Below are 18,707 nucleotides of genomic sequence, written 5' to 3' on the forward strand. Positions count from 1 at the left end.
TCAAAAGCTATGAGCGTGTCTGAATTATTTATTATATTTATATATAAGATTTCGTGTTCTTAAAATTAATAGAACAAATCCTATTATTACCTTCAACCTTATCTTATCAATCAAATTTAGAGTTTTATTCTTTTTATTATTTGGATTTAAATTATATTGTTGGAAAAATTTAAATATGCCCGGATATTGAGTCTTTAACATATCCGCATTTCCTGCATGTCTCAAACTTTTTCTTAGATATTTAATAAAAGTATTTGCATAATTATGATATATAGTGGCACATGGCCAATATATCAATTTACTTTTATCTTTGTATTTACAAATTATTCTATATGTCAGTTCTATCCCTTCGTGACCTAAAACCTTCAACAATTTAGGATTAAAACCCCCTACTTCAAAAAGAACAGTTCTCTTAAAGGATGAATTACCCTCTATATTAATGGGGCAGGTAATTGGCTGATTGCCAAGATCATAATGCGATGCAAAATAATTGTAAATACTATAAGTCCTGGGCAATACTTTTCCTCTAAGTCCCAATATATTGTTTTCATCATAAGCACGAATATGTTGCTCGACAAAGTTACCAGCAGGAATTGCATCATCATCGAGAAATATTATAATATCTCCATTTGAATATTTAATTCCCACATTTCTTGCCAGCATAGGGCCATAATTCTTTTCCAGCCTCAGGTATTTCAAATTGTATTTAGAGACTATTTCCCGGAGATTTACTTTATCGCTATTATCCACAACCAATATCTCAAAATCTTTGATTGTTTGCTCTTTCAAAGATTTCAAATTCTGTGATAACAGATCCTTATCCGTATTATAGGTCACAATGACAACAGAAGCTTTAGGTAGGATGTTATTGTTCCCATAATTATGGATTTCTGATATCGATGACCGTTCTAAATCCTCTATATAATTGCATTTCATTATACTTCCCTTATAATTTCCTGAAGGTATTTGCCTGCTAATAATGCCATCTTTTGAATTTCCGGAATTTTAGTACGCAGATTTTTTTTTATTATTGGAGAATTATCACTCATATATTGGATTTTTTCAATGATCGTCCCTGATTTCAATTCTTTGGGATTCAAACAATAGGATTCATCTCCAAAAATATCTTTATTAATTCCCTGAGCTTTTATACTGTACGCAAAAGATAATGTTGGGACATACGAAGATAGAGCGGCAATTGTAGAATGCGTCCTTGCACCAACAAAAATTTCCATTTGACCAATAATCCATTTTGTTTCTGCAGCATTGTATATTGGAGGAATCAAAAATATTGAATTTTTCTCACAATTTGCTTTTATAACAACATTTTTTAAAAATGCATAATCATTTTCAAAATTATCGGGATTAGTCACGTGTGGTATTAGATATATTTTTCGAGAAGTAGATTCACTGATTCTTGAGATTAATTTAGCAGCGATTTCTGTCCATTCACCTATGTTCCCACCGGTTACATACCTGGACAATAATGGGCTGAGATTTATTCCGATTGACCTCTCCTCAATTTCAAGTTTATTTTCTTTCGGTTTTATCGGATCCATAAGAAATGCCGGGTCTGCAACCCTGTATACATTGTCTATCACTCCTTTTTCATTCAAATATCCAATCGTAGCTGATTCTCTTACAAAAATTGCAGTAATATTACGAAGATGCTTTATCATATATTTTTCATAATCCGGATTTTTGCTGAATGGTCCAACTGAAGCCCCCCAGATAATCATTGGTTTACCCTTTTCTATAACAATATCATCTAAATCCGTGAATCTTTTCGGTATGCTATAATCCAGAGAGTAATTATCTCCTCCGATCGATAATACCGATCTGGCATCCCGTATATACGGGAGCATCGCTTTATACATATAATCTTTTTTGGTTGTTTCCGGATTAACAAATTCTCGAATTTTGTTGAGTAATCCTTGCGTTGTCCATATTTCTTTTGGCAAATTTGTTTGGTTATGACTTATCGAAGCATCAAATTCCTCTGCACGCTGCTTTTTAAATTGTTTATCATTCCTGAAATGACTTATACATAAAAACGACGGATTTTCATAATAATGTCTCAATATTTTAACAGTTCCCCTGACAATAGCTTCACACCCGCGATTATCATATGGCCCATTACCGGCAAGAATAAATAGCGGGGATTTTTCCGTCATAAGTTCAACTCAAAATTATTTTGATTTTTTTGACCATAAAATAAGCATCTGTAAATATACTATAAACTGTTTTTTGAATTGACATTTTTATAAGATAGATTTGCATTCCATTCCGAAAATTTTCGATATTAAACCCATTTCCTTTGTAATTTGCAATAAAAAGATGTTTACTGGCTTTCTGCATCTCATATTTGATTTTGATTTCCTGCTTTTTAAAAAGATCGATTTTATTTGACATATCCAGCCTTTTGTCCGGTACCTTCAATCCTTTTATTTTTGCCAGATACAATCGATACGAAATTGATCTTTGTTTGAAGTCTATGACACCTTGCTGGCTCTCAATTACCTTTTTTATGGATATTTTATCAATATTAATTTGATTTTCTTTACTACCTTTAAGGATAAGGTCATTAATAAATGGATTTCTTACAATAGTTAAATTAGTACCTCTACTATCAGATGAATATTCCGGCAACCAGGCATCCATAAACGTCACATCAGCCAGTTCTGCAAAAACGTCATCACAATAATTACAGGCATTTAGAGTAAACCACCGATTAATCCAGGCTTCTGCTACTCCATCACTAGAAAAGATCTTTCCTTCATCACCATTTTCATTAACACAATAGAAATAAAAATTACTGGCTTGTTTATTGGGACTTTTTCCCCGGAAATGTACATTTCGAAGTTTACCACCCGCGTTTGTTAATGCTGAAAGATATGCCGTATAATGCTTGCTTTTCATTTGTCCGCAGACAAGACCAACTGTAACAGATATCCTTTCTTTTAATTTTTTGTTTTTTTGAGCTGCATATCGCAATCCTTTCAAAAAACATGGCAAACCAACAATTGCATAACGGCCAGGTTTATCCAGTATGGTCTTAATTACATTAGACATTTCCACAGGATAATATACTGATCCTGATGATGTCAAAACTGATTTCTCATCTTCAAATATTGTATATTGAAAAAGTTGATCCGGATTGGGATATGCAGTAACAGCGATCACATAATCAACTAACTTTTCTCGTAATAATGTTGTAAGTAACCATGTAGTCATTCCACCGGATGCACTGTTTTGCCTGAAATTAGCTGAATAGCCTGCATAAGAATCAAGATAATAACCCGTTTCGGGCAAATATTTAATATCTCTTATTCCCTCATACAGTGATTTTCCTGATTCTGTTTCATTAGTGTTCTGGTCATGGAATGGACAGACGTTTAAACAAATCCCGCATATTCTGGAACATTCTTTTTCTTGAAAAGGTATATATTCTCCATATTCATTAAATTTCATAACTAACTTTTTTTGCGGGCATATTCCTGAACAGACCCCACAGCCACAACAAAGATCATTTTTAACAATTGTATTAATTACATTCGTAGAATTCAATCCCTAATCTCCTTGCTGGAATGGTATGAATGATTTAATGATCTTGCGTTCTGAGCTATTTAAACCTACTAACCATATTATTGATAAGTAAATCATAGTCATCACAATCCCTGTGATTATCATCGGTATTATTGTAGATATATTAATGTTTCGGTTTATTCCTATGATAACTCCCGCTATCATTATTGTGGATATAACTCCTGGAAGCATTGAACCTATAAATGTATGTTTTGGAATACCCAGAACTTTTGTCGCATACCATGGAATAAATAATGAATTCTTAAATGTAAGAACAATGGCTCCTGCAACAGCTACTCCGTAATAGCCCCAGCCTGTGATATGGGGTATTATTAATGCCAGCGAAAGATTTCCAACTCCCATAATCAGGGTTAAAATACCAGGAATACGCACTTTATTAAAAGCTGTATTTATGGAGAAAAGCGGAAGGACTGACAAATTTATGATGAGGTGGGATAGAAAAATCCACATTAAAGGTGCAAGCTTCATAAAACCTGGCCCCAGCCAGATTGAGAGAATCTGTGGAGCAAAAGCAGATATAAAACCTATCGGCAAAGCCATTGCAAAACCCATAAATTTTACCGAACTTTTTGAAATATTAATGATCTCTTCGAACCGGTTCGTTGCATAATAGGTAAGAATAACAGGTGTAAGAACGCCAGATAATACGCCGGCCATTGATCTTAACAGTATACTCCAGATCAATACTGAAGCATACTCTCCACCTGCTGCGGCTCCAAATAATTTATTCACAACAATAAGGTCGATTTGAAGAAAAAGAAGGGCACCAATTTGATTTAAAATTAACCATTTGCTCATGCCCGCTATTTCTTTTAATTGAGATAGCTTAAAATCCAGATAATTGATATTAAAGTGAGGATTTACTTTTCTTGAAAAATAAAATGTTATTATAAAAGCAAAAATTGCTCCTATCAAGTAAGAAAGTCCTATGAAGCTTAACCGGGGGGAAAATACTGAAAATAGCATAATTATTAAAAAAACTTGAAGAAGAATATTAAATAATTCTATAATATTTTGTAGATCCAGACGGTTGTATGCAAACAACGATACTCCAAAAACACTGCTTAAAGTCTTTGTTAAAAAAGCACCCATAATACCAAGAAATAACAGAGTAACTTCGTATTTTTGATTTGATGGAACCTTAAAAAAGTCGGGTGCATAATAAGATATTATAAAAACCGCAGGAATTAAAAGTAAAATAATCCCAAAAGTTCCAAAAAAAGCTGTATTAAATATTATATTTGCTTTTTTAAAATCTTTTCTCCTCAAATCAACTGTTAAAAATCTTGAAACAGATATGTTAAGAGATTGTGTTACCAGACCCACATAATTAGTGACCGAAGTCGCTAACGGAATGAGACCGTAACCTGCAACTCCCAGAGTATCGATAAAAAAAGGCACTAAAAATATACCTATTAAAATATTTATTAGAAAAAATATTATGTTTGTAATAAGATTTCGTGGTACCTGTTTGCCAAAATCCTCTTTATTACTTACTTTTAGCACATATTTTCCATTCACTTTTTTAATCATGATTTGAATATTTTTAAAATTCCATATTTCTTTTAATCAATAAATTTTCTATTCCACAATTCAAAAGTAATTAACAGTCCTATCAAATCATTACAGTCGGGTTCACCGTGGGTGAAGGTATCAAATGGATAATGCTTTCTCTGGATAGATGCAACGATCGTCCGCGAATCCAAACCGCCACTTAACATAACACCTATTCTTTTCTTTCCTTTCATACGTCTTTCAACTGACTGCAATACAAGGTTATATAATTTTTCAATGTAGTAATCTTCCGTATGATTCTCATATTTTGTATTGAACTCTAAATCCCAGTATTTATCTATTGAAACATTTCTTCTGTCAAAGGTCATTATTGAAGCAGGCGGTAAGAGTTCAATTCCATAGAAAAAGGTTTTGTTACCAAGGATGTGTCCAAAAGAGAAAAACTCTGTAACTGATCTATCATCGACTCTTTTCTTAAAAGTTTCATCCTGAAGTATAACTTTTATTTCCGATCCGAATAATAAGTATCCATTTGAATTAGTGTAATAAATTGGTCTTGATCCATATCTATCATTGGCAATGAGTAATTTCTGAGATTTCTCATTCCAGATTGCAAGCGAAAAACTGCCATTTAATTTATCAACAAAGTCATTACCCAATTCCTCATATAAATGCAAAATCAATTCCGGATCATTGTCAATTGAAAAAATATGACCCTTTGAGATCAATTCTGTTTTTATATCCTGGGTATCATATATCTCTCCGTCCATCATAATCCATATAGATCTGTCTTTACTGAACATTGGCTGTGGTTCTGGATTCAGGATACCCAGATGGACTCTACCCATTCCTATTCCATTGCTAATATAAAGTTCTGTTTTATGACGTTCTTCATGTTTGATCACCTGGCACATAAGTGAGGATAATTTTTCAATATCTATTTCTTTATTATCAGTTGACACAACCCCAGCCAGTCCAACCATTATTGGCCTCCTGCTTCATATATCAATAATTTTATTTCACCAAAGAGATGACCAAAAAATATCCGGATTAATAGCATATAAGCCACAATACCAATAATTATAGAACTTAACAACACATTTATAATTTGAACTTCATATGCGGAAATCATTCCTTTATATATTTCAATAATGATTACTAAAACTATTGAAGCTAATGTTGCCGGGAAAATCTCTTTCAGATAAACATACATATCTAAATCAATTAATTTATTCGTTATATTTTGAATTATATATACCAGAATATATGTCATAATCGTAATCGTAGAGGCAATTCCAACTATCCCGTAATTTGCTCCGATTATTACTGCTATTAATATCATGATCGCAGTAAAGATTTGCCATTTGAATTGAAGGTCTGCACGGCCTTTTGAATATTGTACTGTGCTTGTAACCGCACCAATACAATGCAAAGCCCCCACCATGCAAAGTATTTTCACCAGGATAATCATTGAAGTCCATTTTTCACCATAAAAAAATAAAATAAATTCCGGAGCAACAGCAAACAGTCCGACAAGCATTGGAAATGTAATTAAGGAGATAATATTAATTACCTTAAGATACCCTTTTCTCAGGATATTGTTATCATGCTGGATTGTTGAAAATGCAGGAAAAGTCACCCTCATTATCATCCATGATATCTTTTCCAGGGGAAAAGAAACCATTACATTACCTCCGAAGCCAAAAAGTTCCTTGAAATGGACGAAACTGAAATTCAATAAAGGCCTCCATGAACCTATTTTCCATAAGATAATTGTTGAAATCAAACTACCTGAAAGGGTACCAAACACCAGGCTCCAAACCCCAAGACCTTTAATTGCCAGAAAAATAGATACGATACCAGAAACAAATGCAGCACAAATTTCTACAATTGTTATTGATTTAAACTCTATTTTTTTTCAAGTACTGCTCTGGGAACGATACTTAAAGAGCCTATTATAAGGCCCGTAGAACTTACAATCAGTACAGGTCTAACAAGTTCCTGTTGGAAAAAGTCTGCGATGAATGAAGATAAAAGTATCGTTAAAAGACAAAGTACTATTCCGGTACCCACGCTTGCCCAGAATGATGTTGAGAGATGCATTTGATTTACATCTTTTCGTTGAATTATCGCTGCGCTTAGCCCCAACTCATTGATGGAAATAATAAATCCTAAAAAAATCGTCGTCATGCCCACGATTCCAAATTCTTCTGGAGATAATAGTCTGGCAAGAATTATGAGAACTATAAATTGAAAGAGCTGTGTTGTAAACTGGGAAAATCCATTCCATAAAATACCAAATGTAGTTAATATTGTGAGGCTCTTTCTCATATTCGCACTTTATATGCGTTTGGACGTTTTCTAAATAACCTATGTATCAAATTCGTATGTGTTTGAATAATCTTCGTTAAAATCAGTATTTTTCATTTTGATTTCTTTTTTCCGAAAGTAATTAACATATATCGGGCAAATAAAGATGGATAAATCATCGTCAAAAAATTATATATCTGTTTTACAGGAGTAATTCTAAATAATCCTGGATAAAGTGAACTGACCCATAATCCAGAATGACCTTCAACTTTTTTAGCCTCTAATCCGTATTTTTTCCCTAATTCTTTTAAACTATGTACAGTAAGAAATCTTAGATGTAACATATCAGAAGGGGTATTTTCCAAATAAGGAAGTCTGCCAAACAATAACCATAATCTGAATCTCCAATGTCCGATGTTAGGTACGATAACTATGAACTTTCCATCGTCTCTTAAGGCTTTTACTCCTTCTTTTATAGTATTTTCAGGAAAAAAATAATGTTCGATCATTGAGTTATTTACAACTATATCAAATTTCGATGAGTAAAAAGATGCTGGCAATGATTGGGTATCCATGTCCACTTTAAATGTTTTTTGTATGCCTCTTGATCTTGCTTTCTCCAGAGAAACGTTTGATATGTCTGTAACTGTTATATCAGCACCTTTTTCCGCTATCTTTTTTGCAAGAAGACTTGCCCCACAATTGATTTCAAGAACCTCCTGTCCCGTTTCGATATGTTTAAGTATCATATCCAATCTATCATAATCTACGGAATCTTCTTTATTTGCCCAGTAATCATCATAAAATTTTTCCATGTCCATAACTATCTCCCAATTTTAGTTATCCTTAGATGCTTTTTTCGCTGTGTTCTGCGGAATATTTCCCCAGGAGGAGAACAAAGTAGGTTTCCACCAGCGGCATTCATTACAATTCCTGCATGATTGAACATCTTCAAGGTCTAAATTAACATGCTTTCTTCTTAAATCCTGCATTTTAGGTCCATTCCAGACTTTCATTACCCCATCTTTGACATTTCCTATAGGATATACAACATCAAAATCCCTTTCACAGCATACAAGGCTACCATCCCAGAAAATATACGCATGATACCAGAGATTCGGACAATGAGGTCTGTGACTTTCTTCTTTATTTTCATTACTTTCATTCAGATTTAATTGGTTTATTTCGGATATTTGACCCCCCCATGTATCCAGAGGTTTTAAATTAATTTTATCTACTCCTTCAACTGACCATTTCTTTTTGAAATTCTCTATATCACTACCTGTCTCTTTCATAATAACTGTCTGGAGATTTACAAAAGGTTTCTTACTTTTTGTAGATTTTTTTATGTTAAGGAAGTCCTCTACATTATGTACCGATTTCTCATAATCCCCATTCTTTCTAATACGTTCATAAGTATCCTTTGTAACTCCATCGATACACAGATAAATCATAGACAAACCAGAATCAATGATCTTTCTGTCGATATCTTCATTCAGTAAGCTTGTATTCGTCGATAACTCTGTTCTTACGCCGTATTTTCCGCAATATTTAATAATTTCAAATATTCTTGGATGAAGCAGCGATTCGCCCCAGCTGTGAAGTACTATAGTATCTACGTGAGGCGCCATCTCATCTATAATATTTTTACACAAATTATAATCTATAAATCCCCTTTCTCTTTTCATTAATCCCCTGCCATTAGGACACATTATGCACTGGAAATTACAGTGGTTAGTCAACTCTAAATATATTCTGTCAGGATAAAAAGAAAGTTCTGTTCTTTTTTGATTATAATAGAAATATTTTTTAATATGGCCTATTTTCCTCATCATATTTTTCATTTTGATCCCTTTTTACATTTTCAGTTCTTTTTTCTTTTCAAAAGTAATTAACATATATCTGGAAAATAAAGACGGATAAACCATTGTCAATAATTCATACACCTGTTTTATAGGACGAACAGTAAATAACCACGAATAAAGTGAGCCAGCCCATAATCCTGGATGACCTTCAACTTTTTTAGCCTCTAATCCATATTTTTTTCCTGATTCTTTCAAACTATGCACAGTAAGAAATCTTAAATGTAACATATCAGTAGGAGTGCCTTCCAGATAAGGAAATCTACCAAACAATAGCCATAACCTGAATCTCCAATGTCCGATATTTGATACCATTGCATAAAATTTTCCGCCATCCTTTAAAACTTTTGCCCCTTCCCTGAGAGTATTTTCCGGAAAAAAACAATGTTCGATCATTGAGCTACTTACGATTGTATCAAATTTCGATGACTCAAAAGATACTGGTAAGGGTTGGGTATCTATATCCACTTTAAATCTTTTTTGCAATCCTCTTGATCTTGCTCTCTCTAACGCAACGCTTGATAAATCCGTAACAGTTATATCAGCACCTTTCTTGGCTATTTTTTCAGCAAGAATGCTTAATCCGCAATTAATTTCAAGAACTTTTTCTCCCGGTTCGATGCGCCTGACAATCATATTTAATCTGTCGTGATCTACAGTATCTCCTATGTTCGTCCAGTACTCGTCATAAAATTTTTCTATATCCATATCTATCGTCTTCCTTTAGTCACTCTGTGCAATCCCTCACGCTCGGTCTGTGAGGCTTCCTGCGTCATTGTGTCTGTGCTCAGGCTACTCAGACAGGTTTGATTCCTGTAGTTCCTGCGGTATTTGATCTTTTTAGTATATTAATTCCAAGGTTGTGAGATTCGGTTAATGAAAAAATTTACCAGATAAATGGAATTAAACGGTATTTCGTTTTCATGCAATATTCTTCATAACCCGGAAGTTCCCTTAACAATACTTCCTCTTCATTTAATATTCTCAATACAATCAGTGGAAGCAGGGGCAGAAAGAAAAACAATGCCCAATATGAACCAAGAGCAAGCGGAGTAAATAAGAACATCAGCAATACTCCCAGGTACATAGGGTGACGAACCAATGCATAAGGGCCTGTTGTGATAACTTTCTGCCCTTTTTCAACTTCAATGATGCGGGAAGCATAGCTATTTTCCCGAAAAACGAAAAAAACAAAAATATAGCCTGACAAAACGATAGCATTTGCCGCAATAACGAGAATGACAGGTACATTTGACCAGTGATAACGATAGTCAAGACCGGGTATTATGAAGCCAATGAAGAAAAAAATAGTTGTGAATATCTGGATACTTTTTTGCTTTTCTTCCTTTTCTCTCATCCTCATTCGCCGCTCCAGCAGTTCAGGGTCTTTCTTTAACAAATATGATAACATAAAAAACATTGGAATAAAAAGAATGCCGCAATATATCCACGCCTGCCAGTAATACAATGTACCCGCTGGTAAGAACAGCATCAAGCCAATAAAAATGAGAACCATTATGAATCTTAAAATGACCTGTTTTTTTAATCCTGGTATTTCAGTTTTCATTCTCTTGGTGCGTCAAATTCCCTTGTAATGCCTGGTGTTGCTGTAATTTTTGTCTATTTATTTTTTGTCATTTACATATTTTAGACTTTCGGCAAGCTTGTCGAAGGATTCGTTCCAGCCGGCTTCTGCCATATCGCTCATCTGCCCGGCCGGGATACCGGCATGCCTCAAAGTCATCTCTGTTTTGCCTTCATGTTCTTCGAATGTCACCGTCACCAGAAATTCCATCGGCCAGTCGCCGCTTATTCCGTAATGCGAAGGCGAAACCCTGGTGCCTTTCTCATCTGCAAAGGAATCAATGCAGACGATACGCTCCAGTTCAACTATTTCGCGATAGACGCCAGTGCTCCAGAAATCTTGTCCCTCCGGCGATCGCATGCAATACAGGTACTTGCCCCCAATGCGGAAATCGATCTTGATAACGGGCGCCGTAAAGTTTTTCGGCCCCCACCAGCGCTTCATGAGTTCAGGATCTTTCCACGCCTTCCACACGAGCTCGCGCGGTGCGTCAAATATGCGCATGATGGCGAGTTCTCTCTCCTCAGTATTCTCTGCGACGTTTCTTCTTTTTTTGTTTTCGGCCATATATTTCCTCCCCGCTAAATTGCGAAAAAATTACTTCGCATTCCTGTCTTCTTCCCACAGCCCGAATGTATTGTTCTCGGTATCAACGCATATCGCAAGATATCCCCAGCCCGGCACTGCTGTTTTTTGCATGATGATACTGCCGCCCAGCTTCTTTACTTTTGCCAAGTAATCATCTACTGAAGGGACACCGATATAATTCGAGACCTGCTGTCCGGGCAGCCCTCTTTTTCCCATCCCGCCCCTGACTCCGGGCTTTCCTTCCAGGTCTGCGGTCTCTATGAGATAATAGGGAGTTGGCATCGGTACTTTATCGAATTTCCAATCAAACAATTTTTCGTAGAATTTTTTGGCGCGTTCAGGATCATCTGCTGGCAGGTCAAAATGGATTATTGTTGGCATTACACTCACCTTGATTGATATTGGGTGGCCGGAAGGGATATAGGTTTTGGATGGAGGGGATGAAAAACTATTCTATATATATTAAAATAAATATTCAATATTATTTCTTATGGCACAAACCGATATACAGGCAAGATTATTCTACAGTGAAGGCGCACGAAAATATGTGTTTCTAAGGATAGATGTGTGCTGGCTCTCAGGTGAGGTTCAGCGTGTCGCTCGTATGAACGCGTTTTATCCTTATTACGATGTCCTGATCTTCTATATCAAGGCGCTTCTTCGGAAAAATAATCCCTTTTTTATGGTAGCATCAACAAGTATTGACATTTTATCCTGTAATCATATGCGTTTCCATCCAAAAAGCTTTGTGTTTGCACAGATGAATATAATTTTTGGGGACGAGAAACATTTTATCATAGTGTTATTCAACCCTGTTACAAATACTTATCCATCAGCTTCGGGATATCCTCTGAAAGCCTGTCGGCAATATACTTCAGGGCAACCCACATATCCTCAAAAGTCTTACCCGCTGAATTGATACTGTTCCTCATCATCGGAAGAGCCCTGTCTATCCAGACCGGGAGCGTCATGACAACTAATGCAAGGATGAATAATAAGAGCATTAAGAAGAGTTGTTTTGAGGTCATAAACCTTCCTAAAAAGTAAAATGACCCCCATGAAAGGGGGCATTTCACAGGTTTAAATTACTGTTACTTTCATCTGGGTTATAACCTGGCCTGATGGGACATCCTGCAGCATAATATTCAAAATATCTCCTTTTGCAGGTGCTGATGCCCATCTATGGACAATGCTTGCCCCTGCACCAAGAGTATCGACTGCAGTTCCGTTTTGGAATTCAGTCGTATTACCTCTTAAAGCGATAGCTGTAATAGCATCAACTGGTATATTACTGACTGCATTAGTTATTGTGATTCTCTCATCTTTCAGAATCAGTGCATCGCCTCCATTATGGGTAAGTGTTAAGTTTCCGGTATCTGCCTGAATTCTCAACTGCACCGATGGCGCTTTTGCCGGGGGTGCCATACCGAATACGAACGCAGCGATAACTGCTGCTAATATTACAGTGATCGCAACCATCAGAATTACACCGATGACTGGCGATACTGCCTCTTCATTGTTTCTAAGTTTCATTTTTGTTTTTCCTCCTGATATATTCCTTTAGTTCTATTTTTTACAACGTTTTCGAGTTTTGTAGTCCACATATTCTGAACCTGTGTATATTCACATTCAAGATAATGTGAGACTGCCTTGGCGAGAGCGTCTTTGGTATTGGTCTCACCCGTTTTTTCTTTCAGGGCTTCGATATCCTCTACCATGAGAACCGTTTGTACATGCATTATTTTCGCCATTTTTAGTCTCCTTCAAGAGAAATCATACCCTATTAGAAGTATAATTTTTCTTATAACTATAATTATGATTATGACATATTTAAAGATAGTGGGAGTCAGGACATTAAAATGAGAATGAGCATTTTTCAAAAAATATAGACTGATTCTTTTGATAGCGTTTTATGTAATAAACAATCAAAAAATATATATGAATTCAAAAACGAGAATTACAAAAGTGTCAGTGCATTACCTGCCATTTTTAAAGCGCCGGGACAGTCCAGATAAGTTATATTTTGCTTACCATCCCGGCCTGCCCCCTAACGCAATTCCCATGTGTCCTCATCTGCTTCAACAGGATTCTAACTACTCAAAATTATAAATTTTTTAAAATATCGGATGGTATAAGCCTTTTCAATCCTTTAATATTATCAAAATGCCTATCATAGCTGACTATTGAAGCTTTCAGCTTTTTTGTAATAAATGATTGCAGCGCATCATCAAAATCAAGTCCTTTTTCCATCTCCTCAATAGCCTCAAGCTCTTCTTCAATATTTGTTGAATAAACAGATAAACCTTCGAAATCGATTATGCTACTCAAGAATATTTTGAGTTCTTTTTGTTTATTGAAGTTGCTTAATATAACTTCTATTGAATGAATGGAAAATGAAGATACATAAGCCTCCAAATTGCCATTCTCCACCTCTTTAAGCAATCGCGCACAATCGTTCTTAAAAGCTCTATTTAAAATAAGCTCAAGGAAAATATTAGTATCAATGAGATAAGCTTTTTTTTGCCCAGATTCCTTTCGTGCTGTGCTGTAATTCGACTGAATCAATATCTATATCTCCCAGAAGACCCACAAGCTTATCCACTTTGGATTTCCGTATTTCTATCGTGACTTCTTCACCTTCGGAAAGGTTCAACTTTTTATTTGGTTTCAACATCTTGTCCATGTAAATTGCTCTTACTCTCATTTTATTTTAAAAGGTTGCCTTTGTATATAGTAATTATGCTGAATTATGATTCAAATATATTCCTCTTTATCCTTCTGCTTCCATAGCTTTACTTATTTCAGCAAAAGTGGCAGTAATAGGCAATGTTTCTGCTTTTTTCAAATGTTCAAATCTCTTCTCAAAATTTAAAATAGTAAATCCTACTATCTCTTTTGTTTTTGGGTCAACTCGCATTAAAATGTCATTTCCAATCTCTTTGGAAATAGCACCTATTGGCATTCCGATCGCAATATCCAATACGTCCCCCTTTTTATCAAAAAAGAACTTCAAATTTTTTTCCATATTATAACTCCGCTCTTTATTCTATCAGTAACACATTATCATCGTAAACGCTTTTTGTAATTAATTCTGGCTCTAATAGAGTTTTTCCTATATCTTTTACTAAGTCTTTAAGTTCAGGATGTGAACCTATAATATGCTTCCACCTCTCAGATGTGAGTGTTATTTTTCGGTTGAGTATATCTACAAAATCCATTCAATGGCACCTGACCAGACAGTCTAATTGTTGTATCTATTATTTTAAATGTTATAAATAACCATGATTTCTGCTAAAAAGATAAAGAAGAATTTTTAAAGTTGGAAGAACAAATGATAGCCTGAGAATGATCACCATAGGTGTATTAACGCGGGGAAAATACGGCTTGCGCCTGATCGAAAATATAAGGAATAATTCCAGTTTCAGGGTTTCATCTTTAGAGATTCCCGAATCACTTCCGGATTTCATAGAATCTCCGGAAGAATTTATCAAAGGGCTGGATCTGGATAAAACCTTTTTTTCAAATGACCTGATAATAGCTTACATAATGCATCCCGACCTGGCACCTGAAATTGTCCGGCTTGCAGGCGAAAACGGGGCTTGTGCTGTCATTATCGCAGGAGGCGCAGCGACAGCAGGCGGAAGGGATGAGCTTTTAAACCTGTCAAAAAAATATGGCATTCATATCGAAATACACGAGATATGCTGCGATATAGGCCAATCCGGCAACAATACCGTTACGGAATTTGCAACATGTTTCGGGAGGCCGCAAATACAGGTCACTACAAAAGAAGGTAGAATATCTACAGTAAAGGTCATCCGGGGTGCCCCATGCGGAAGCACATTGCACATGGCAAAAAAACTTATCGGGTCAAAAATAGATGAAGCTCCTGCAAAAGGCGGTCTTCTTGTGCAGCAGTACCCTTGCAGGGCAATCCGGGGCACAAAAGGCGGAATACATAAAGCTGCGAAGATTCATAAGGAAGCAGTGGAAAAAGCATTAAAAGAGAGTGGTTAAATGAAAGGACCGATCTATGAACGCTCATTAAAGTTCCATGAAGCGCATCAGGGAAAGATAGCCCTGAAAAACAAAGTAAGTTTAAAAACAAAAGATGATTTAAGCCTTGCCTATACACCGGGCGTAGCACAGGCGTGCCTGCGGATACAATCAAACAGGGATGACATCTACCGTTATACTTCAAAAGGAAATTTTGTTGCCGTAGTGAGTGATGGCACATCGGTTCTGGGATTAGGGGACCTCGGTGGTCATGCCGCGCTTCCCGTTATGGAAGGAAAGGCGGCGCTTTTTAAAGCTTTTGCAGGCGTAGATGCTTTTCCGATATGCCTTGATACGAAGGATACTGAAGAAGTAATAAATATCGTAAAGAACATAGCGCCTGTTTTTGGCGGCATCAATCTTGAGGATATAGGCGCACCGCGCTGTTTTGAGATTGAGGAACGTCTGAAAGGATTACTTGATATTCCCGTATTCCATGATGACCAGCATGGAGCAGCTCTCGTCATGCTCGCCGGGCTGATAAATGCCCTGAAAGTTGTGGGAAAGAAATTCCGTGATATAAAAGTTGTTATAAGCGGCGCGGGCGCAGCGGCTACGGCAAGTGCAAAACTCCTTATAGACGAAGGGGTGAGGGAGATCATAATATGCGATTCAACAGGTATAATTTATGAGAGCAGGGCCAAGCTTAATCCTTATAAAGAAGAACTTGCCAGGCTTACTAATAAAAATAAGATAATGGGAAATCTTGCAGATGCCATGAAGGGAGCAGATGTTTTTATAGGTTTATCTGTGGAGGGAATAGTATCTGAGGAAATGATACGATCCATGTCCGATGATGCAATAGCCCTGCCGCTTGCTAATCCCATCCCTGAGATCATGCCGGAAAAAGCAAAAAAAGCAGGAGCTCGTATTGTAGGGTCGGGCCGCTCGGATTGTCCCAATCAGATAAATAATGCCCTTGGTTTTCCCGGGATATTCAGGGGAACTCTGGATGCCAGGGCAAGGGATATTAATGAAAAAATGAAAATGGCAGCGGCAAATACGCTGGCATCGCTTGTGCCCGAACCTTCGGAAGAAATGATAATTCCAAGCATTTTTGATCCGGAAGTCGCGCCGCAGGTTGCCTCTGCTGTTGCCCTGGCTGCCATGGAAAGTGGAGTTGCAAGAAAACGGGTTTCTCCCGAAGAAGTGGCAAGGCATACAAGAGAACTGGTCCAAGATCAATGAAGTTCACGAATTTCCTGATAATATTATGCATATTTTTAAGCCTTTATTCTTGGGTCTCAAAAGAGAATCTTGCATTCAGTGAATATGCCCTTTTCCACGGAGCATATTATACTTTATTGACCGGTCTTTTTGTTCATGCAAATTTTGTCCATCTTTCCGGGAACATGATTTTCCTTTATGTTTTCGGGAACAGCCTTGAAGATGAAGTCGGAGCCTTCAATCTGGCCCTTGTTTTTTTTACAGGCGGCATATTATCATTTATTATCAGTATACCATTTTATCCGGGAACGAGCATGCTGGGGGCATCTGCCGCCATATTTTCAGTGATGGCCGCGCTCTTGCTTGCCCGGCACCCCGGGTATTCAGTCCAATTCCTTTCACCGATCGGGCCCCTTGCGCTTTTGTATTTTATTTTCAATATAATGGCGGTTAAAAACGCTACTGGTGGGAATGTTGCGTATCTGTCACACATATTCGGGTTTATCATAGGAATGTTTTTCGGGGCAAAATGGAACAAGAAGTGGAAAGAGAGCCTGTTTCTTACTTTTGCTTTGTTAATCGTTTATTTGATAGTATATATTTATTTGAGTAAATGGGTTTAGGTGGATATGAATAGTTTGAATTTGATAAATAAAGATACAATAAATAAAGAAAAGATTAAAATAAAAATAATATGTAATAGGACTAAATTATGAGAATATCAGTGATAGGCACAGGTTATGTAGGAACTGTAAGCTCGGCATGTTTTGCGCAACTTGGGCATGAAGTAATCTGCGTGGATATTGATAAATCAAAAATTGATATGATAAATGCAGGTATTCCTCCTATATATGAGGAAGGGCTGGCCGAACTTCTAAAAAAGCATGCCGGGAAAAAATTGAGCGGGACTTCTGATTACAGGTATGCGGTTATGAATTCCGATGTTTCATTCATATGTGTGGGGACACCATCGGGCCCGTCCGGAAATATAGAGCTTGGTATTGTTAAAGCGGCGAGTGCAAGCCTTGGTGATGCTCTCAAAGATAAAAAAGATTACCATGTTATTGTTGTAAAAAGCACAGTAGTTCCTGAGACAACAGAAAAAGTAGTATTGCCAATAATTGAAAAATATTCAAAGAAACATCCCGGGGATTTCGGTATAGCTATGAACCCTGAATTCCTCAGGGAAGGAAAAGCAATTTATGATTTCATGCATCCTGATAAAATAGTCATCGGATCAACTGATAAAAAGGCAGGCGATCTCGTAGCATCACTCTACAGCGGTCTTGATTGCGAGATAACAAGGACAAATCCAAGAACCGCTGAAATGATCAAATATGTTAATAATGCATTCCTGGCAACAAAAATATCCTTTTCAAATGAAGTCGGAAATATTTGTAAACAACTGGATATCAATACCTACGAAGTAATGAAAGCCGTTGGAAAAGATTTCAGGATCGGTCCGCATTTCCTTAACTCCGGGGCGGGTTTTGGAGGTTCATGCTTCCCGAAAGATGTAAAAGCGCTTATCGGCAAGGCAAAAGCCATAGGATATGAACCTTTGATCCTTGAATCGGTCATCAAGGTAAATGAAAAGCAGCCCGGACAGATGGTATTATTGCTTAAGAAAGAACTTGGAGAGCTAAAAGGAAAAAAGATTGCTGTCCTGGGATTGGCTTTCAAGAACGATACAGATGATATAAGGGAATCAAGAGCAATACCGGTAATAAATGAGTTGCTTGAAAATGGAGCGGAAGTTAGCGCTTATGACCCGATGGCAAATGAGAATATGAGCCGGATTTTTGGTAATATTAAGTATAATTCAAGTGCTTCCGATGCCCTGAAAGGAGCAGACGCTTGCCTTGTAATGACCGAATGGGATGAATTCAAAAAGCTTGATAAGGAATTTGACCTGATGGGAAACAAACTTATTATCGACGGGCGTCATATGCTTACACCGCGAAAAGGTACTAAATATGTAGGACTTTGCTGGTAAAATGAAGAAAATAACGACAAAT

The 18,707-nt window shown here is 36.6% G+C and carries 23 protein-coding genes; 4 read left to right on the plus strand and 19 right to left on the minus strand.

What is annotated here, in order from left to right; translation table 11 throughout:
• Positions 1 to 24 precede the first annotated feature (24 nt).
• The 19 genes from FIB07_03295 to FIB07_03385 all read right to left on the minus strand — a co-directional run bounded on the left by FIB07_03295 (position 25) and on the right by FIB07_03385 (position 14,491).
• Positions 25 to 936, minus strand: a complete 912-nt coding sequence (locus tag FIB07_03295; GenBank protein NJD51871.1) for a glycosyltransferase family 2 protein — start codon at positions 934 to 936, stop codon at positions 25 to 27.
• The gene (locus FIB07_03300) at positions 936 to 2,174 is read right to left on the minus strand and encodes a polysaccharide pyruvyl transferase family protein (GenBank protein ID NJD51872.1); all 1,239 of its coding nucleotides are present in this window, start codon (positions 2,172 to 2,174) and stop codon (positions 936 to 938) included. Before FIB07_03300 ends, FIB07_03295 begins: the two co-directional genes overlap by 1 nt.
• 4 nt (positions 2,175 to 2,178) lie before the next feature.
• A complete protein-coding gene (locus tag FIB07_03305; GenBank protein NJD51873.1) occupies positions 2,179 to 3,471 on the minus strand; it encodes a 4Fe-4S ferredoxin in 1,293 nt (430 codons plus the stop codon).
• 99 nt (positions 3,472 to 3,570) lie between these two features.
• On the minus strand, positions 3,571 to 5,139 hold the full coding sequence (locus tag FIB07_03310) for a polysaccharide biosynthesis protein (protein NJD51874.1): 1,569 nt from the start codon (positions 5,137 to 5,139) through the stop codon (positions 3,571 to 3,573).
• A gap of 32 nt (positions 5,140 to 5,171) precedes the next feature.
• On the minus strand, positions 5,172 to 6,104 hold the full coding sequence (locus tag FIB07_03315) for an asparagine synthetase B (GenBank protein NJD51875.1): 933 nt from the start codon (positions 6,102 to 6,104) through the stop codon (positions 5,172 to 5,174).
• Positions 6,104 to 7,033, minus strand: a complete 930-nt coding sequence (locus tag FIB07_03320; GenBank protein NJD51876.1) for a hypothetical protein — start codon at positions 7,031 to 7,033, stop codon at positions 6,104 to 6,106. Before FIB07_03320 ends, FIB07_03315 begins: the two co-directional genes overlap by 1 nt.
• Positions 7,030 to 7,452, minus strand: coding sequence for a hypothetical protein (locus tag FIB07_03325; GenBank protein ID NJD51877.1), 423 nt, complete (start codon positions 7,450 to 7,452; stop codon positions 7,030 to 7,032). Before FIB07_03325 ends, FIB07_03320 begins: the two co-directional genes overlap by 4 nt.
• Positions 7,453 to 7,544: 92 nt before the next feature.
• Positions 7,545 to 8,252 carry a class I SAM-dependent methyltransferase gene (locus FIB07_03330; protein NJD51878.1) on the minus strand — a complete coding sequence of 236 codons (708 nt, stop codon included), beginning with the start codon at positions 8,250 to 8,252 and terminating at the stop codon, positions 7,545 to 7,547.
• Between the two features lie 15 nt (positions 8,253 to 8,267).
• Positions 8,268 to 9,275, minus strand: a complete 1,008-nt coding sequence (locus FIB07_03335) for a radical SAM protein (GenBank protein ID NJD51879.1) — start codon at positions 9,273 to 9,275, stop codon at positions 8,268 to 8,270.
• A gap of 12 nt (positions 9,276 to 9,287) precedes the next feature.
• Positions 9,288 to 10,001: a class I SAM-dependent methyltransferase gene (locus tag FIB07_03340; protein NJD51880.1), complete on the minus strand. Its 714-nt coding sequence runs from the start codon at positions 9,999 to 10,001 to the stop codon at positions 9,288 to 9,290.
• A 178-nt stretch (positions 10,002 to 10,179) separates the two neighbouring features.
• Positions 10,180 to 10,860 (minus strand): isoprenylcysteine carboxylmethyltransferase family protein, encoded by a 681-nt coding sequence (locus FIB07_03345; protein ID NJD51881.1) that lies wholly within the window; start codon positions 10,858 to 10,860, stop codon positions 10,180 to 10,182.
• Between the two features lie 57 nt (positions 10,861 to 10,917).
• Positions 10,918 to 11,445: an SRPBCC domain-containing protein gene (locus FIB07_03350; GenBank protein ID NJD51882.1), complete on the minus strand. Its 528-nt coding sequence runs from the start codon at positions 11,443 to 11,445 to the stop codon at positions 10,918 to 10,920.
• 30 nt (positions 11,446 to 11,475) lie between these two features.
• Positions 11,476 to 11,847 carry a VOC family protein gene (locus tag FIB07_03355; protein ID NJD51883.1) on the minus strand — a complete coding sequence of 124 codons (372 nt, stop codon included), beginning with the start codon at positions 11,845 to 11,847 and terminating at the stop codon, positions 11,476 to 11,478.
• Between the two features lie 434 nt (positions 11,848 to 12,281).
• Positions 12,282 to 12,494, minus strand: coding sequence for a hypothetical protein (locus FIB07_03360; protein NJD51884.1), 213 nt, complete (start codon positions 12,492 to 12,494; stop codon positions 12,282 to 12,284).
• Between the two features lie 52 nt (positions 12,495 to 12,546).
• The gene (locus FIB07_03365; protein ID NJD51885.1) at positions 12,547 to 12,999 is read right to left on the minus strand and encodes a type IV pilin; all 453 of its coding nucleotides are present in this window, start codon (positions 12,997 to 12,999) and stop codon (positions 12,547 to 12,549) included.
• Positions 12,996 to 13,217 carry a hypothetical protein gene (locus FIB07_03370; protein ID NJD51886.1) on the minus strand — a complete coding sequence of 74 codons (222 nt, stop codon included), beginning with the start codon at positions 13,215 to 13,217 and terminating at the stop codon, positions 12,996 to 12,998. The genes FIB07_03365 and FIB07_03370 overlap by 4 nt, the downstream gene beginning before the upstream one ends.
• A gap of 352 nt (positions 13,218 to 13,569) precedes the next feature.
• On the minus strand, positions 13,570 to 14,034 hold the full coding sequence (locus FIB07_03375; protein ID NJD51887.1) for a PIN domain-containing protein: 465 nt from the start codon (positions 14,032 to 14,034) through the stop codon (positions 13,570 to 13,572).
• The gene (locus tag FIB07_03380; protein ID NJD51888.1) at positions 13,967 to 14,170 is read right to left on the minus strand and encodes a DUF104 domain-containing protein; all 204 of its coding nucleotides are present in this window, start codon (positions 14,168 to 14,170) and stop codon (positions 13,967 to 13,969) included. The genes FIB07_03375 and FIB07_03380 overlap by 68 nt, the downstream gene beginning before the upstream one ends.
• Before the next feature lie 66 nt (positions 14,171 to 14,236).
• Entirely contained in the window at positions 14,237 to 14,491 is a 255-nt protein-coding gene (locus FIB07_03385; GenBank protein ID NJD51889.1) for a DUF2283 domain-containing protein, read from the minus strand.
• A gap of 320 nt (positions 14,492 to 14,811) precedes the next feature.
• Here FIB07_03385 and FIB07_03390 point away from each other — a divergent pair, with 320 nt between their 5' ends.
• The 4 genes from FIB07_03390 to FIB07_03405 all read left to right on the plus strand — a co-directional run bounded on the left by FIB07_03390 (position 14,812) and on the right by FIB07_03405 (position 18,685).
• Complete coding sequence (locus tag FIB07_03390) at positions 14,812 to 15,483, plus strand: hypothetical protein (GenBank protein NJD51890.1); 672 nt, start codon at positions 14,812 to 14,814, stop codon at positions 15,481 to 15,483.
• Positions 15,484 to 16,710 (plus strand): NADP-dependent malic enzyme, encoded by a 1,227-nt coding sequence (locus tag FIB07_03395; protein NJD51891.1) that lies wholly within the window; start codon positions 15,484 to 15,486, stop codon positions 16,708 to 16,710. It abuts the gene before it with no gap.
• Complete coding sequence (locus FIB07_03400; GenBank protein NJD51892.1) at positions 16,707 to 17,312, plus strand: rhomboid family intramembrane serine protease; 606 nt, start codon at positions 16,707 to 16,709, stop codon at positions 17,310 to 17,312. The genes FIB07_03395 and FIB07_03400 overlap by 4 nt, the downstream gene beginning before the upstream one ends.
• A gap of 89 nt (positions 17,313 to 17,401) precedes the next feature.
• The gene (locus FIB07_03405) at positions 17,402 to 18,685 is read left to right on the plus strand and encodes a UDP-glucose/GDP-mannose dehydrogenase family protein (GenBank protein NJD51893.1); all 1,284 of its coding nucleotides are present in this window, start codon (positions 17,402 to 17,404) and stop codon (positions 18,683 to 18,685) included.
• Positions 18,686 to 18,707: the final 22 nt, after the last annotated feature.

The organism is Candidatus Methanoperedens sp. (genome assembly GCA_012026795.1).
Taxonomy (GTDB): domain Archaea; phylum Halobacteriota; class Methanosarcinia; order Methanosarcinales; family Methanoperedenaceae; genus Methanoperedens.